18 protein-coding genes are annotated in these 15,813 nt (G+C 70.0%); 16 read left to right on the forward strand and 2 right to left on the reverse strand.

Features of this window, described 5'->3' with window-relative positions; all coding sequences use genetic code 11:
• Positions 1-45 precede the first annotated feature (45 nt).
• The 11 genes from AJAP_RS09205 to AJAP_RS09255 all read left to right on the forward strand — a co-directional run bounded on the left by AJAP_RS09205 (position 46) and on the right by AJAP_RS09255 (position 8,892).
• A complete protein-coding gene (locus AJAP_RS09205) occupies positions 46-1,305 on the forward strand; it encodes an NADH:flavin oxidoreductase/NADH oxidase family protein (RefSeq protein WP_038509674.1) in 1,260 nt (419 codons plus the stop codon).
• Positions 1,306-1,373: 68 nt separating this feature from the next.
• On the forward strand, positions 1,374-2,183 hold the full coding sequence (locus AJAP_RS09210) for a CoA transferase subunit A (protein ID WP_038509676.1): 810 nt from the start codon (positions 1,374-1,376) through the stop codon (positions 2,181-2,183).
• Positions 2,180-2,935, forward strand: a complete 756-nt coding sequence (locus AJAP_RS09215) for a CoA-transferase subunit beta (protein ID WP_037342182.1) — start codon at positions 2,180-2,182, stop codon at positions 2,933-2,935. Before AJAP_RS09210 ends, AJAP_RS09215 begins: the two co-directional genes overlap by 4 nt.
• Positions 2,932-4,110, forward strand: a complete 1,179-nt coding sequence (locus AJAP_RS09220; RefSeq protein WP_038509678.1) for a thiolase family protein — start codon at positions 2,932-2,934, stop codon at positions 4,108-4,110. The genes AJAP_RS09215 and AJAP_RS09220 overlap by 4 nt, the downstream gene beginning before the upstream one ends.
• Before the next feature lie 28 nt (positions 4,111-4,138).
• Positions 4,139-4,873: a protocatechuate 3,4-dioxygenase subunit beta gene (gene pcaH / locus AJAP_RS09225; RefSeq protein WP_037342185.1), complete on the forward strand. Its 735-nt coding sequence runs from the start codon at positions 4,139-4,141 to the stop codon at positions 4,871-4,873.
• Positions 4,873-5,421, forward strand: a complete 549-nt coding sequence (pcaG, locus tag AJAP_RS09230) for a protocatechuate 3,4-dioxygenase subunit alpha (protein WP_038509680.1) — start codon at positions 4,873-4,875, stop codon at positions 5,419-5,421. Before pcaH ends, pcaG begins: the two co-directional genes overlap by 1 nt.
• On the forward strand, positions 5,414-6,208 hold the full coding sequence (gene pcaD / locus AJAP_RS09235; protein ID WP_038509683.1) for a 3-oxoadipate enol-lactonase: 795 nt from the start codon (positions 5,414-5,416) through the stop codon (positions 6,206-6,208). The genes pcaG and pcaD overlap by 8 nt, the downstream gene beginning before the upstream one ends.
• Complete coding sequence (gene pcaC, locus AJAP_RS09240; protein ID WP_038509685.1) at positions 6,205-6,609, forward strand: 4-carboxymuconolactone decarboxylase; 405 nt, start codon at positions 6,205-6,207, stop codon at positions 6,607-6,609. The genes pcaD and pcaC overlap by 4 nt, the downstream gene beginning before the upstream one ends.
• A 9-nt stretch (positions 6,610-6,618) precedes the next feature.
• Entirely contained in the window at positions 6,619-7,425 is an 807-nt protein-coding gene (locus tag AJAP_RS09245; protein WP_038509688.1) for an IclR family transcriptional regulator domain-containing protein, read from the forward strand.
• Positions 7,418-7,987: a nucleotidyltransferase family protein gene (locus AJAP_RS09250; protein ID WP_038509690.1), complete on the forward strand. Its 570-nt coding sequence runs from the start codon at positions 7,418-7,420 to the stop codon at positions 7,985-7,987. The genes AJAP_RS09245 and AJAP_RS09250 overlap by 8 nt, the downstream gene beginning before the upstream one ends.
• A 32-nt stretch (positions 7,988-8,019) precedes the next feature.
• Positions 8,020-8,892 (forward strand): AAA family ATPase, encoded by an 873-nt coding sequence (locus AJAP_RS09255; protein WP_038509692.1) that lies wholly within the window; start codon positions 8,020-8,022, stop codon positions 8,890-8,892.
• A 3-nt stretch (positions 8,893-8,895) separates the two neighbouring features.
• Here the strand turns inward: AJAP_RS09255 and AJAP_RS09260 are convergent, their stop codons facing one another.
• On the reverse strand, positions 8,896-9,915 hold the full coding sequence (locus AJAP_RS09260; RefSeq protein ID WP_038522706.1) for an aldo/keto reductase: 1,020 nt from the start codon (positions 9,913-9,915) through the stop codon (positions 8,896-8,898).
• 96 nt (positions 9,916-10,011) lie between these two features.
• Here AJAP_RS09260 and AJAP_RS09265 point away from each other — a divergent pair, with 96 nt between their 5' ends.
• The 4 genes from AJAP_RS09265 to AJAP_RS09280 are packed head-to-tail and all read left to right on the forward strand — an operon-like array spanning position 10,012 to position 14,066.
• Positions 10,012-10,578: a TetR/AcrR family transcriptional regulator gene (locus AJAP_RS09265; RefSeq protein WP_038509694.1), complete on the forward strand. Its 567-nt coding sequence runs from the start codon at positions 10,012-10,014 to the stop codon at positions 10,576-10,578.
• 57 nt (positions 10,579-10,635) lie between these two features.
• Positions 10,636-11,853: an FAD-dependent oxidoreductase gene (locus tag AJAP_RS09270; protein ID WP_084098594.1), complete on the forward strand. Its 1,218-nt coding sequence runs from the start codon at positions 10,636-10,638 to the stop codon at positions 11,851-11,853.
• Positions 11,854-11,860: 7 nt separating this feature from the next.
• Positions 11,861-12,961, forward strand: coding sequence for a vWA domain-containing protein (locus AJAP_RS09275; protein ID WP_038509699.1), 1,101 nt, complete (start codon positions 11,861-11,863; stop codon positions 12,959-12,961).
• Complete coding sequence (locus tag AJAP_RS09280) at positions 12,954-14,066, forward strand: XdhC family protein (protein ID WP_038509702.1); 1,113 nt, start codon at positions 12,954-12,956, stop codon at positions 14,064-14,066. Before AJAP_RS09275 ends, AJAP_RS09280 begins: the two co-directional genes overlap by 8 nt.
• Here the strand turns inward: AJAP_RS09280 and AJAP_RS09285 are convergent.
• On the reverse strand, positions 14,044-14,523 hold the full coding sequence (locus tag AJAP_RS09285; protein WP_038509705.1) for an Lrp/AsnC family transcriptional regulator: 480 nt from the start codon (positions 14,521-14,523) through the stop codon (positions 14,044-14,046). The two genes, AJAP_RS09280 and AJAP_RS09285, sit on opposite strands and share 23 nt — an antisense overlap.
• Before the next feature lie 70 nt (positions 14,524-14,593).
• Here AJAP_RS09285 and AJAP_RS09290 point away from each other — a divergent pair, with 70 nt between their 5' ends.
• The gene (locus tag AJAP_RS09290; protein ID WP_038509707.1) at positions 14,594-15,514 is read left to right on the forward strand and encodes a threonine ammonia-lyase; all 921 of its coding nucleotides are present in this window, start codon (positions 14,594-14,596) and stop codon (positions 15,512-15,514) included.
• The last annotated feature ends 299 nt before the right edge of the window (positions 15,515-15,813 follow it).

Genomic DNA, 15,813 nt, shown 5'->3' on the forward strand with positions numbered 1-15,813 from the left:
TATGCTCATGTGAGCAATGTAAACATACCTCGTTCGGGAGCAGGGATGTCATCCGCAGTCGAGAAAACCTCCTCGCCGGTCTTCGAGCCGCTCACCCTTCCCGGTGGCTCGATGTTGCCGAACCGCCTGGTGAAGGCCGCGATGGAGGAGAACATGGCGAGCCGTGGGCAGCTGCCCGGCAAGTCCTTGTTCGAGCTGTATCGCCGGTGGAGCGAGGGTGGGGCGGGCCTGCTCATCACCGGCAACGTCATGGTCCACGCGGAGGCGCTCACCGGGCCGGCCGGTGTCGTCCTCGACGCGGACTCGCCGCTGGAACCGTTCCGGCGGTGGGCGTCGGCGGCCAAGAGCGGCGGCGCGCGGGTGTGGATGCAGATCAACCATCCGGGACGTCAGGTGCGGGCGGACATGCCCGGGGTCGCCTGGGGCCCGTCGGCCGTCCGGGTCGACGTCGGCAAGAACAGCAAGCGGTTCGCCGAGCCGGTCGAGATGTCCGCGCGGCAGATCGAGGAGACCGTGGCGCGGTTCGCCGAGACCGCCCGTCGCGCCGAAGAGGCGGGTTTCGACGGCGTCGAGATCCACGCGGCGCACGGCTATCTCCTCTCGCAGTTTCTTTCCCCGCTGGCCAATCGCCGTGAAGACCGGTGGGGTGGAAGCCTGGAGAACCGGGCGGCGTTCCTGCTCGACGTCGTCCGCGCGGTCCGCGCCGTCGTGGCGCCCGGGTTCGCCGTGGCCGTCAAGCTCAACTCCGCGGATTTCCAGCGGGGTGGTTTCGATGCCGACGACGCCGCGTCGGTCATCTCGATGCTCGCGCCGCTCGGTGTCGACCTGGTCGAACTGTCGGGTGGCAGCTACGAGAGCCCGGCGATGACCGGGCAGTCCGGCGACGACCGCACCCGGGCGAGGGAGGCCTATTTCCTGTCGCTCGCCGAACAACTCGTCCGGACCAGTGCGCTGCCGCTGATGCTGACCGGTGGCGTGGTCCGCAGGCGTGTCGCGGAAGAAGTCCTGGCGAGCGGCGTGGAACTCGTCGGCATGGGCACCGCCTTGGCCGTCGACCCGGGACTGCCCGCGAAGTGGCGGCACGACGCGGACGCCGCCGTGGAACTCGCGCCGGTCCGGATCGGCGACAAGGCCGTCGCGTCCGCCGCGAGCATGGCGCGCGTCCGGCGGCAGCTTCGTCGGCTCGGCGCGGGACGGCGTACCAAGCCCGGCGTGGATCCGAAGGTGGCGCTCGTGGTGGAAACGGTTCTGCAGGCCTTGGCGCTGCGCCGCTATCGCGCTTGGTTGCACGCTCGCGTCGGCTGAGCTATGTTCATATGCAGAACATGTGTGCGCGATCCGAACAGCATCATGGACGGCCTGGGAGGGTGGGGATGGCGGAGCTGCTGTCGTTGAAGGAAGCCGTGGCACGGCTGGTGCACGACGGTGACACCGTCGCGCTCGAGGGCTTCACGCACCTCATCCCCGTGGCCGCCGGCCACGAGATCATCCGCCAGGGCCGCACCGGCCTGACGTTGGTCCGCATGACGCCGGACATCGTCTACGACCAGCTCATCGGCGCGGGCTGCGCGAGCAAGCTGATCTTCTCGTGGGGCGGCAATCCCGGGGTCGGCTCGCTGCACCGGTTCCGTGACGCGGTCCAGCACTCCTGGCCGGTGCCACTGGAGATAGAGGAACACAGCCACGCGGGCATGGCGAATCGGTACGTCGCCGGTGCTTCGGGCCTGCCATTCGCCGTCCTGCGCGGCTACACCGGAACCGATCTCCCGATGCAGACCGACACGATCAAACCCATCACCTGCCCGTTCACCGGTGAGCGGCTGGCGGCGGTCCCCGCGCTCAACCCGGACGTCACGATCGTCCACGCCCAGCGCGCGGACAGGGCCGGAAACGTCCAGATCTGGGGCATCACCGGCGTCCAGAAGGAGGCGGTGCTCGCGGCGAAACGGTCGCTGGTCACCGTCGAAGATGTCGTCGACGAGCTGGAGCCCCGGCCGGGCGCGATCGTCCTTCCGTCGTGGGCCGTCACCGCCGTGGCCAAGGTGCCCGGCGGAGCGAGGCCGTCGTACGCGGCGGGCTACTACGAACGGGACAACGACGCCTACCAGGCATGGGACGCGATCGGCCGGGACAGGGAGAGTTTCACCCGCTGGCTCGACGAGCTGACGGGAGTGAAGGCATGACCGAGTACACCTCCGACGAGATGATGAGCGTCGCCGCGGCCCGCGCGCTCGGCGACGGGATGTCCTGTTTCGTCGGCATCGGCCTGCCCAGCACGGCCGCCAACCTGGCTCGCCGCGGGCACGCGCCGAACCTGACACTGATCTACGAATCCGGCTGCCTCGGCGCCAAACCGACCAGGCTCCCGCTGTCCATCGGCGACGGCGAACTCGCCGACACCGCGGACGCCGTGGTCAGCGTCCCCGAGGTCTTCAACTACTGGCTCCAGCCGGGGCGGATCGACGTCGGCTTCCTCGGCGCCGCCCAGCTGGACAAGTTCGGCAACATCAACACCACCGTCATCGGCCCGGACTACGCCAACCCCAAGGTGCGTCTCCCGGGCGCGGGCGGGGCGCCGGAGATCGCCGCTTCCTGTCGCGAGGTGTTCGTGGTGCTCAGGCAGAGCCCCCGCACGTTCGTCGAGAAGGTCGACTTCGTGACGTCGTTCGGCCACGGCACCGGCAAGGGCGATCGCGAACGCCTCGGCCTCCCCGGCGCCGGGCCGACGCTGGTGGTCACCGACCTCGGCCTGATGCGGCCCGACCCGGAGACCGCCGAGCTCACGCTCACCGAACTGCACCCCGGGGTAGAGGTCGATCAGGTCGTCGAAGCGACCGGGTGGAAACTGAAGGTGTCCGGCGACCTGGGCACCACCCCGGCGCCGACCGAGGCAGAACTCCGCATCCTCCGAGACCTCAAAAGGGCGAGCGCATGACCGACGTCTTCCTGTTCGACGCCATCCGTACCCCGTTCGGCAAGTACGGCGGCGCCCTGTCCGGGGTGCGCCCGGACGACCTCGCCGCCACCGTGCTGCGGGCGCTGGCCGAGCGCAACGACCTCGACCCGGCCACCGTCGACGAGGTCGTGCTCGGCGACGCCAACGGCGCGGGCGAGGACAACCGCAACGTCGCGCGGATGGCGGCGCTGCTGGCGGGCTGGCCGACCACCGTGCCCGGCGCCACGGTGAACCGGCTGTGCGGCTCGGGCCTCGACGCCGTCATGCAGGCCAGCCGGACGATCCAGGTCGGAGATGCCTCGCTCGCGGTCGCCGGCGGGGTCGAGTCGATGAGCCGCTCGCCGCTGGTCATGCAGAAACCGGAGAAGGCCTTCCCGGCGGGCAACCAGACGCTGTACTCCACCGCGCTGGGCTGGCGCATGGTCAACCCGAAGATGCCCGAGCAGTGGACGGTCTCGCTCGGCGAGTCCACCGAGCAGCTCGCGGAGCGCTACGGCATCGGCCGCGACGAGCAGGACGCGTTCGCCGTCCGCAGCCACGTCAACGCCGCCCGCGCCTGGGACGAGGGCTTCTACGACGACCACGTCGTCCCGGTCGAGGGCGTCGAACTCACCCGCGACGAAGGTATCCGGCCGGACTCCAGCCCGGAGAAGCTCGCGAAGCTGAAGCCCGTCTTCCGTCCACAAGGGACGGTCACGGCCGCGAACGCCTCGCCGCTGAACGACGGCGCCTCCGCGCTGCTGCTCGGCGACGAGGCCGCGAGCAAGCGGCTGGGCAAGGCGCCGCTGGCCCGGATCGCCGGCCGGGGCGCGGCGGGTGTCGCCCCGGACGTCTTCGGCATCGGCCCGGTGCGCGCGGCCGAGATCGCCTTGGAGCGGGCCGGGATCGGCTGGGAGGACCTGGCCGCGGTGGAGCTGAACGAGGCCTTCGCCGCACAGTCGCTGGCCTGTCTGCGGGACTGGTCGAAGCTCGACCCGGAGATCGTCAACGTGAACGGCGGCGCGATCGCGATCGGGCATCCGCTGGGCGCTTCCGGCGGCCGGATCGTCGGCACCCTGGCCCACCACCTGCGCCGCACCGGCGGCCGATGGGGTCTGGCCGCCATCTGCATCGGCGTCGGCCAGGGGCTGGCCATCGTCGTCGAAGCCCAGTGACCCACTGACCCGCGCTGGAGGGAACAGCATGTCGGCACCCGCAGAACTGAGGCTCCCGCGCTACCGGCGCGATCCGGAGGGCACGCATCCGCCGCTCGATTCCGCCGGCTACCGGTCGACGGCGCTGCGGCACCCCAAGGAGCCGTTGATCGTGCTCCCGCATCTGCTGACCGAGGTCACCGGGCCCGCGCTGGGGCCTGGCCGGATCGGCGAGTTCGACAACGACCTCACCAAGGGGCACGCGGGGGAGCCGCAGGGCCAGCGGATCATCGTCACCGGGCGGCTGCTCGACGGCGACGGCCGGCCGATCCGCGATTCGCTCGTCGAGATCTGGCAGGCGAATGCGGGCGGCCGGTACCGGCACACCGGCGACCGCTGGCCGTCGCCGCTGGACCCGAACTTCGACGGCGCGGGCCGGACGCTCACCGACTCCGAAGGGCGCTACACCTTCACCACCGTCAAACCGGGCGCGTATCCGTGGAAGAACCACGACAACGCCTGGCGGCCGGCGCATATCCACTTCTCCGTCTTCGGCAGCGCGTTCACCCAGCGGCTGGTCACCCAGATGTACTTCCCGGAAGACCCGCTGTTCTCGCAGGACCCGATCTTCAACTCCATCCCGGACGAGAAGGCGCGGCAGCGGATGATCGCGCGCTTCGACCTCGACCGCACGGAAGCCGAGTGGGCGCTGGCCTTCCAGTTCGACATCGTCGTACGCGGCCGGGAGGCTTCGGTCTTCGAAGACGAGGAGGACGAGCACTGATGCCGGAGACGACGCCTTCCCAGACCGTCGGCCCGTACCTGTCGATCGGCCTGCCCTGGGCGGACGGGCCGGACGTCGTCCCCGCGGACGAACCGGCCGCGATCCGTATCCACGGCCGTGTCCTCGACGGCGCGGGCGAACCGGTGCCGGACGCGATGATCGAGACCTGGCAGGCCGACGCCGACGGCCGGTTCGACCACCCCGACGACCCGCGCGGAGCGGTCGCGAGCGGGTTCCGGGGCTTCGGCCGCTGCCCCACCGACCCGAACGGCGACTACGAGATCCGGACGATCATGCCCGGCTCGCTGCCCGGACCGGCGGGCGGCGAGCAGGCGCCGCATATCGACGTCTCGGTATTCGCACGCGGGCTCCTGCACCGGGTGGTCACGCGGATCTACTTCGAGGACAACGACAACTCCGGGGATCCGGTGCTGGCGTCGGTCCCGGAGGAGCGCCAAGGCACCTTGATCGCCACCAAGACCGGTGAGGGCTACCGGTTCGACATCCGGTTGCAGGGCGAAGGGGAGACGGTGTTCTTCGATGTCTAGGTCTTCGAGGTCCGAGCCGGTGAAGGTGCACAGCGTCGCGGAGGGGCCCGCCGACGGCCCGGTCGTGGTGTTCAGCGGATCGCTCGGCAGCGATCACCGCATGTGGGAACCGCAGGTGAAACCCTTGGTGGCGCAGGGTTTCCGGGTGATCCGGTACGACACCCGCGGGCACGGCGCGTCCCCGGTGCCTGCCGGGCCGTACACACTCGCGGATCTCGGCGGTGACCTGCTCGCGCTGCTCGACGAGCACGGTGCCGAGCGAGCCCATGTCGTCGGGCTGTCGCTCGGCGGGATGACCGGGATGTGGCTCGGTGCCAACGCGCCGGACCGGATCGCGAGTCTCGTGTTGTGCTGCACGTCCGCGAAGCTCGGCCCGCCGAGTATGTGGGCGGACCGGGCGAAGACGGTCCGGGAGCACGGCACCGCGGTGGTCGCCGAGGCCGGGGTCGGCCGCTGGCTGACCACCGGGTACGCCGCCGCGTATCCGGAACAGGCCGAGTACCTGCGCGAGATGATCGCGGGCGTCCCCGCCGAGGGCTACGCGGCGTCCTGCCAGGCCATCGAACGGATGGACCTCGTCGACGATCTGCCCAAGATCGCGGCGCGGACCCTGGTCATCGCCGGGGCCCAGGATCCGGCCACCCCGGTCGAGCACGCCGAGGTGATCGCCGGCGGCATCCCGGACGCGCGGCTCGAAGTCGTCGAAGACGCCGCGCATCTGGGGAGTTTCGAGCAGCCGGAGCGGTTCAGCGCCTTGATCCTCGAACATCTGGAGGCCGCCCGATGAGCGAAGACCCCTACGAGACCGGCATGAGGGTGCGCCGCGAGGTCCTCGGGGACGAGCACGTCGATCGAGCCGTGGCGCGCACCACGGAGTTCAGCCGCCCGTTCCAGGACTACATCACCCGGGGCGCCTGGGGATCGGTCTGGTCACGGGACGGGCTCGACCGCAAGACCCGCAGCTGCGTCACCCTGGCCGCGCTCACCGCACTGCACGCCCACGACGAACTCGCGATGCACGTCCGCGCCGCCGTCCACAATGGACTCACCGCGCAGGAGATCTCCGAGGTGCTGCTGCACACCGCCGTCTACGCGGGTGCCCCGGCCGCCAACGCGGCGTTCGCGGTGGCCCAGCGAGTACTGGCCGAACTCGGTGAGCCTGCGGCCCGGAAGGAAGGTGACAGTTAGGGTTCTCCCATGGACGAAGGCGAGGTGACCGAGCGCGGAGCGCATCATGTCCAGTCGCTGGAGCGCGGGCTGGCCGTGATCAAGGCGTTCAACGAGGACGCGGCCGAACTCACGCTGAGCGACGTCGCCCGGGCGACCGGGCTGACCAGGGCGGCCGCCCGCCGGTTCCTGCTCACCCTCGTCGACCTGGGTTACGTGCGCACAGACGGCAAGTACTTCTCGCTCACCGCGCGGGTTCTCGAACTCGGCTACTCGTACCTGTCGAGCCTGTCACTGCCGGAGGTCGCCCAGCCTCATCTCGAACGGCTCTCCGCCGAGGTGCACGAGTCGAGTTCGATCTCCGTGCTCGAAGGCCCGGACATCGTCTACGTCGCGCGCGTGGCCGTCTCGCGGATCATGACCGTCAGCATCAACGTCGGGACCCGCTTCCCGGCTCACGCGACGTCGATGGGGCATGTCCTGCTGGCGGGCCTGGAGGACGAAGACCTGCACGGCTACTTCGACGCGGCCAAACTCGAAAAGCTGACCGCACATACGCTGACCAGGCAAAAGGATCTGCTCGCCGAGCTGGAGAAGGTGTACCGGCAGGGCTACGCGATGGTCGACCAGGAACTGGAAGAGGGCCTCCGCTCGATCGCCGCGCCGATCCGAGACCGGCGAGGGAAGGTCGTGGCCGCGGTCAACCTTTCCACCCACGCCAGCCGCACGACGCCGGAGTCGGTCGAGCAGGAACTGCTGCCGTCACTGCTCGCGGCTGCGCGGGCCATCGAAGCCGATTTGGCCTCGGCGCCGCCGACCAGGGCGAGGCATGGCTGAGGTCGCGGGGCTGCTCCTCGCGGCCGGGGCCGGGCGCCGGTTCGGTGGTCCGAAAGCACTGGCGGTCCTCGACGGCGAGCCGTTCGTCGTCCGGTCGCTGCGGGTGCTCGCCGAAGCGGGTTGCGTCCCGGTCCGGGTGGTGCTGGGCGCCTCGGCCGCGCAAGCCCGCGCGCTCCTGCCCGATCCCGAGGCCGCCGTCGTGGCCGAGGACTGGGAGTCCGGCATGGGCGCGTCACTGCGCGCCGGTCTGCGCGCGCTCACCGAAACCGATGCCGAAGCCGCCGTCGTCCATCTCGTGGATCTGCCCGGGGTCGGTGCCGAGGTGGTCCGCCGGGTCGCCGACGGGGCCGATGAGAACACCGTCGCGCGTGCCGCTTACGACGGCGTTCCCGGCCATCCCGTGGTTCTCGGCCGTCGCTGGTGGCCGGAGATCGTCGCGGGCGCGTCCGGGGACAAGGGCGCCCGCGACTGGCTCCGCGCGCGCCGAGACCTGAGGCTCGTCGAATGCGGTGACCTCGGCACCGGGCACGACGTGGACCGCCGCGAGGATCTTCCAGGCTGATCTCCGGCTCACCGGGGCTTACGATCGAGACCGTGACCGTCGAATCGCCCGAGAAACTGGCCGAAGCCCTCGAAGCGGTCGGCTATCTCGCCGACGACGGCATCGCCACGGCCGGGTTCCTCGCCGTGGCGCTCGGCCGCCCGTTGTTCTGCGAGGGCGAACCGGGTACCGGCAAGACCTCGCTCGCGCTGGGACTGGCCGAAGCGCTCGGCATGCCGCTCATCCGTCTCCAATGTCACGAGGGGATCGACGCGGCGCAGGCACTGTACGAATGGGATTTTCCCCGTCAGCTGCTCCACCTGCGGGCGCTGGAAGCGGCGGGCGACGGCGGCCTCGACGTCGAGGCCGCCGAACAGTCCCTCTACACCGAACGGTTCCTGCTCTCCCGGCCGCTGCTGAAGGCGTTGCAGACCGCGCCGTGTGTCCTGCTGGTCGACGAGATCGACCGGGCAGACGACGAGTTCGAAGCCTTCCTGCTGCAACTCCTCGACGAGAACGCGGTGACGATCCCCGAGTTCGGCGAGGTGCGCGCCGAGCATCCGCCGCTCGTGGTGCTCACCTCGAACCGGACGCGGGAGGTGCACGACGCGCTGAAACGCCGCTGTCTCTATCACTGGCTGGAACATCCGGACCTCGGCCGCGAGGTCGAGATCCTGCGCCGCAAGATCCCGCGTCTCGGCGAGACGCTCGCGGCCCAGGTCGCGACGGCGGTGCACCGGCTCCGCGCGATGGAGTTGCTGAAACCGCCCGGGGTGGCGGAATCCCTGGACTGGGCTCAGGCGCTCCTCGCGCTCGGGATGTCCGAATTGGACGCCGCGGCCGCCGCCAGGACGCTCGGCTCGGTGCTCAAGTACAGCGAAGACCTGGACAGGGTCCGGGCCAAACTGGACAAGCTGCTCGCCTGAGGTTCAGCGGCGCCGCAGCGACGCGTCGAGCAGCGCGGGCGGGGTGTCGTGTTTCTCCTCGGGGGCGAGGTCGGTGCCCGGGGCGACGATCTCGTCGATCGCGTCGAGGACGTCGGACGGCAGCACCGTGTCCGCGGCGGCGAGTTGCGACTCGAGGTGTTCCAGCGTGCGGGGCCCGATGATCGCGCTCGTCACACCCGGATGCGCGACGACGAAGCCGAGCGCGAGCTGGATCAGGCTCAGTCCCGCCTGGTCGGCGACCTTGGCCAGCCGTTCTACGGCCTCCAGCCGGGTCCGGTTGACCTGCCGGGTCAGGTCGAAACGCTGCGGCAGGACGGCCGAACGGTTCGTGTTGATCTCGCGGCCTTCCCGGACCGCGCCGGAAAGCCAGCCGGACGCCAGCGGGCTCCACGCCAGCACGCCCATCCCGTACTCCTCGGTCACCGGCAGCACATGCGTTTCGATGCCGCGCTGCAGGATCGAGTAGCCGGGCTGCTCGGTGACGTACCGGCTCAGCCGGTGCTCGCGAGCGGCCCACTGGGCCTGCACGATGCGATACGCGGGGAACGTCGACGAACCGAAGTAACGGATCTTCCCCGCGCGCTGAAGATCCGTGAGCGCGGAAAGGGTTTCCTCGTCGCTGGTCTTCGGGTCCCAGCGATGGACCTGGTAGAGATCGACGTGGTCGACCCCGAGGCGGCGCAGGCTGTTGTCCAGTTCGGTGATCAGCCAGCGGCGAGAAGCGCCCTGGTGGTTGCGCTCTTCGCCCATCGGCATGCTCGCCTTCGTGGCCAGCACGATGTCTTCGCGACGGCCGGCGATGGCCTTCCCGACCATCGTCTCCGACTCGCCGGCGCTGTACATGTCGGCGGTGTCGATGAGATTGACGCCGCCCGCCAGCGCGGCGTCGACGATGGCCGTGGCCTCGTCCTGGGTGGTGCGCCCGATCGCGCCGAAGTTCATCGCGCCCAGCGCGAGAGTGCTGACCTGCACACCGGTCCTGCCCAAGGTGCGGTACTGCATGACGAGGTCCTCCATGGCAAGATGAGCAAGCGGAACGTTGCTCCGCTAACGATACGGAGCACTGTTCCGTTTGGCAAGCTCGTGGAGGAGTGCGTGATGAGTGACGAGGGCACCAAGGCCAAACGCGCCGACGCCCGGCGCAACGAGAAGACCCTGCTCGACGCCGCCGCGGCCGTCTTCGTCACGTCAGGCGTCGAGGCGCCGGTCCGCGACATCGCGGCCAAGGCGGGCGTCGGGATGGGCACGATCTATCGCCATTTCCCGACCAGGGCCGATCTCATCATCGCCGTCTACCGGCATCAGGTCGACGCGTGCGCCGAAGCCGGACCGGAACTGCTGGCGTCGAGCGATTCCCCGTACGAGGCGTTGCGGCGCTGGATCGACCTCTTCGTCGACTTCCTGGTCACCAAACACGGTCTGGCGGCGGTACTGCAGTCGGACAACGCCGGGTTCGAGACGCTGCACGCCTACTTCCTCGACACCCTCCTGCCGGTGTGCGCCCGCTTGCTCGACGCGGCGGCGGAGGCGGGCGAGATCCGTTCCGATCTGCAGGCGCTCGAAGTCATGCGCGGCGTCGGGAACCTCTGTATCGGCGCCGAAAACGACCCGCGCTACAACGCGCGCAAGATGGTCGAGGTCCTCATCGCGGGCCTCAGGACCTAGGTCCCCTTCTCACCCGAATCCATGGCGACGGCCCATTCCGCGCGCTACAACTCGGTTATGGGACGTACACGGTGTTGTGTGGTGGGGGGCGGTCCGGCGGGGATGGTGCTCGGACTCCTGTTGGCGCGGGCCGGGGTCGAGGTCACCGTTCTCGAAAAGCACAAGGACTTCTTCCGTGATTTCCGCGGTGACACGGTGCATCCGCCGACGTTGATGTTGCTCGACGAACTCGGGCTCGGCGAACGCTTCGCGGAATTGCCTTCGCGGCGGCTGGAGAAGATGCGGATGCTGATCGGCGACGCGACCATCGTCGCCGCCGATTTCAGCCGGATTCCCGGGCCGCACAAGTACATCTCGATGGTCCCGCAATGGGATTTCCTGAATCTGCTCGCCGAAGCCGCGGCCGAGGAGCCCACGTTCACCCTGGAGATGGGTGCTGAGGTGCTCGGCCTGCGCGAAGGTGGCGGCGTGCGCTATCGCGATGCCGACGGTGAGGAGCGGGAACTGGCGGCGTCGCTCGTGGTCGGCTGCGACGGCCGGGACTCGCTGATCCGCGCGGAGGCGGGGCTCGTGCCGAAGGAGTACGAGGTGCCGATGGACGTCTGGTGGGTCCGGGTGCCGAAACTCGAGGACACCGGCAAAGAGGCCCAGGTGTTCGGCCGCTTCGAAGGCGGCCTCGCGGGCGTGACCATGGACCGCGGCGACTACTTCCAGACCTCGTACCTGATCCGGAAGGGACAGGACGCCGCGCAACGGGCCGAAGGGATCGAGAAGTTCCGGGAGCGGATCGGCGGCCTGTTCGGCTGGAACGACGAGCAGCTGAGCGAGATCCGCGGCTGGGACGACGTCAAACTGCTGAACGTGCGGATGTCCAAGCTTCCGCACTGGTACTCGGACCGCGTGCTCTGCATCGGTGACGCCGCGCACGCGATGTCACCGGTCGGCGGGATGGGCGTCAACATCGCGGTGCAGGACGCCGTGGCGGCCGCGCGGATCCTCGCCGCCCCGCTGCTGCGCGGGACGCTGACCGCCCGGGACCTCGCCCGCGTGCAGCGCCGGCGGGCCGTGGCCGTCACGCTCGCCCAGAAGCAGCAATTGGAGGAGCACAAGATGCTCATCGAACCCGCTCTGGACGGGACTTTGAACGAGCGGACGGTGCCGCTTCCGCTCCGCATTTCGGACCGGTTCCCGCAGCTCACCGCACTCGCGGCGTTCATGGGCGGCATCGGCCCCCTCCGCGAGAAGACCCCGGCCTTCGCCCGCCGAGGCTCATAATGGAGGCGTGAGCGATCCACTGGCCGGCTTCGTCGGCTTCGCGGAGACATTGCGCGAAGCCGGTTTGCCGTGTGACGCACACCGAACCCAGGCGTATCTCGAGGCAGTCGGCGCCATCGACCTTGTGGATCCGGAACAGCTGTACTGGGCCGGACGGCTGACGCTGTGCGCGGATCCCGACGACATCCCGCGCTACGACGCCGCGTTCGACGGCTGGTTCACCGAAAAGGAAGCCGCACCGCGGCGGCGAAGCCGGGAAGTGGCGCCGAAGCGAGCCAGGATCGCGACGCTCGCGCACGCGGGCCAGGGCGAATCCGGCGCGGAACCCGACGAACTCCGCGTGGCGGCGAGCGACGAGGAGCTCCTGCGCCACCGAGACCTCGCCGAGCTGAGCGTCGCCGAACGCGCTCACCTGCGGGAGCTGCTCGCGAAATTACGTCCGGCGCTCCCGCCGCGCTCGTCACCGCGCCGTCGCGCCGCCCGGCGGGGCGCACTCGACCCGTCGCGCACGCTCCGGGCGATGCTGGCCGGCGGCGGCGAGCCCGTCCGCCTGGCGTATCGGCGACGGAGCACCAAACCGCGCCGCCTCGTCCTCCTGATCGACGTTTCCGGTTCGATGGGGCCGTATGCCGACGCGCTGTTGCGGTTCGCGCACGTCGTCGCCCGGCGCGCCCCCGGCCGGGTCGAGGTGTTCACGCTGGGCACCCGGCTCACCAGGGTCTCCCGCCAGCTCCGGCTGCGCGATCCCGAGCACGCGATGCTCGCCGCGGCCGCCGCGGTCCCCGATTTCGCGGGCGGGACCCGGCTCGGCGAGACCCTGCGGGCGTTCCTCGGCCGGTGGGGACAACGCGGCGTGGCCAGGCGATCCGTGGTCACCGTGTTCTCCGACGGCTGGGAACGGGGCGACACCGCCCTGCTCGGCGAGCAGCTCGCCAGGCTGCGGCGGTTCGCGCACGTCGTATTCTGGGTGAATCCGCACGCGGGGCGGGCGGGTTACGCTCCCGTGCAGTCCGGCATCGTGGCCGCGCTCCCGTACCTCGATCGGCTGCTCGCCGGGCACAGCTTGGCCACCTTGGAACGACTTCTCGTGGAGATCGCCGATGCGTGACGTACTGGACGAACTGCACCGCCGCTGGGCGGCAGGCGAGACGGTGGGGGTCGGCACGGTGGTGGCGACGTTCTCGTCGGCGCCGCGAAGCCCCGGCGCGGCGATGCTCGTCGCCCCGGACGGCACGGTCACCGGCAGTGTCTCCGGCGGCTGCGTCGAAGGTGCCGTCTACGAACTCGCGCAGCAGGTGGTCGCCGAACGCTCGCCCGTGTTGCAGCGCTACGGCGTTTCCGACGACGACGCGTTCGCCGTCGGGCTGACCTGCGGCGGGATCATCGACATCTACGTCCAGCACATCGACCGCGACTCGATGCCCGAGCTCGGCGACGTCGTCGAATCGGTCCACAGTGGACAGCCGGTCGCCGTGGTCACGGTGATCGAGCACGAACGCGAGGGCATGGTCGGGGAGCACCTGATCGTCTGGCCGGATCGCGTCGCCGGTTCGCTCGGTTCGTCGCGGATGGACGACGCGGTCGTCGACGACGCGCGCGGCATGCTCGCCGGCGGCCGCACCGGCACGCTGCACTACGGGCCGGACGGGCAGCGGCGCGGCGAGGGGATGACGGTCTTCGTCAACTCCTTCGAGCCGCCCGCGCGCTTGCTGGTCTTCGGCGCGATCGACTTCGCGGCCGCGATGGCGAAGATGGGCGCGTACCTCGGCTACCAGGTCACGGTCTGCGACGCGCGGCCCGTCTTCGCGACGAAGAGCCGCTTCCCGGACGCGCACGAGGTCGTCGTCGACTGGCCGCATCGCTATCTCAAGGCGGAAGCCGAAGCGGGCCGGGTCGACGGCCGCACCGCGATCGCCGTGCTCACCCACGACCCGAAGTTCGACGTGCCGCTGCTGGAGGTCGCGTTGCGTCTCGACGTCGGCTATGTCGGCGCGATGGGTTCACGCAAGACCCACGACGACCGGTTCGCGCGGCTTCGCGAAGCCGGGGTCACCGAGGCGGAACTCGAACGGCTGTCTTCGCCGATCGGGCTCGACCTCGGCGCGCGGACCCCGGAGGAGACCGCGGTGTCGATCGCGGCGGAGATCATCGCGCTGCGCTGGAGCGGTTCGGGATCGCGGCTCGCCGAACTCAGCGGCCGGATCCACGGCTGACGCCGGGCACCGGGACCGCCTGGCTCGACTTGACCACCTCGAAGGCGGGCAGGGTTTCGAACCGTTTGACGTGCTCGTCGAACAGTTTCCTGGACAGGTACCGGCTCGCCTTGAGATCCGGGGTGAGCAGCACGACGACGTAGTCCCACTGCCCGACGATGCTGTAGCAGTGCTGCACGCGAGGCTCGGTCAGCATGCGCTCGCGGAAGGCCGCGTGGCTTTTCTCGTCGTCGTCGGTCAGTGCGACCAGGATGACCGACGTCATCCCCGCGCCGAGCGCTTCCGGATCGAGCACGGCGACCTCGGCGCGGATCACGCCCTCGGCGCGCAGCCGGGTCAGTCTTCGCTGGACCGCGCTGGGGGAGAGGCCGACGGCGTCGCCCAAGTCGTGCAGGGGACGGGCCGCGTCGGCCTGGACGAGGTCGAGCAGCAAGTGGTCGAGTTCGTCGAGAGGCACGCAAGAATCTTGCATGCGGGCGGGAAAATTTACAATCGACGTGATCGGCTTCCGGCCTAGCTTGAGTGTCATGGACCTGAAGCTGGACAACGTCGCCGAGGCGGCGAAGGTGATCGACCCCGTTTTCCTCGACTCCCCGCAGTACAGCGACGAACAGCTGAACGGACGGCTCGGCCGGCACGTGCTGGTGAAGATCGAAACGCTGAACCCGTTGCGCAGCTTCAAAGGCCGCGGCGCGGACTACTTCGCCGCCGGGCTGGAGCCGGGCACCACGATGGTGTGCGGGACCAGCGGCAACTTCGGGCAGGCCGTCGCGTTCGCCGCCAGGAAGCACGATCTGCGGGCCGAGGTGTTCGTCCCCGCCGACATCTCCCCGGTCAAACTGCGGCGGATGAAGACGCTGGGCGCGCGGGTGCGCCGGGTCGAGGGCGAGGCGAAGACCGCCGCGGCCGCCTTCGCCGCCGAAGCCCCCGACCGTGTCTTCGTGGTCGACGGCCGGGAGCCCGCGATCTCCGAAGGCGCGGGCACGATCGGGCTGGAACTCGCGCGGGAAGACGGGATCGACACCGTCGTGCTCCCGGTCGGCGACGGCGCGCTGATCGCCGGGGTCGCGCTGTGGCTCAAGGCGCATACGCCGGACGTCCGGATCGTCGGCGTCGGGACCACGTCGGCACCCGCGATGGCGAAGAGCTGGCTGGCGGGTGAGCCGATCACCGTCGACCGGGCCGACTCGTTCGCCGGCGGTATCTCGATCCGCACGCCGGAACCCGAATCCATCCGGCGGCTGCGGTCGCTCGTGGACGATTTCGTGCTGGTCGGGAACGACGATCTGCGGGCGGCCATGCGGCTGGGCGCGGAAACTCTCGGCGTCCTCCCGGAACCCGCCGGCGCCGCGGGCCTGGCCGCGCTGACCGTGCACGACATCCCGGGGGACCGGGTCGCCACCGTGATCACCGGTGCGAACGCCCCCTTGCCGACGGCGTGGTCGTGAGTGGCGTTTCGGGTTGGGCACAGGCGCGGCGTGATTGAAGGCGTGACTCGCGTGATCCTGGGCGCGACTCGCGTGACTGGATGGACGACACACGTGATCAGACGGACGACACGTGTGTCTGGACGGCCGACTCGCGGTGGAGGCTTCGCCGCGGTCGTGTCGTCCATCTGGTCACGCGTGTCGCCCGTCGGATCACACGTGTCGTCCGTTCAAACCCGCTGTACCGAATGGACACTCGCGCTTTCTCCGCATCTGCGCCCTTTCCTCTTTCCAGGCAACGCATCTGCGGATCCGTTCGC

The organism is Amycolatopsis japonica (genome assembly GCF_000732925.1).
GTDB classification, from domain to species: Bacteria; Actinomycetota; Actinomycetes; order Mycobacteriales; family Pseudonocardiaceae; genus Amycolatopsis; species Amycolatopsis japonica.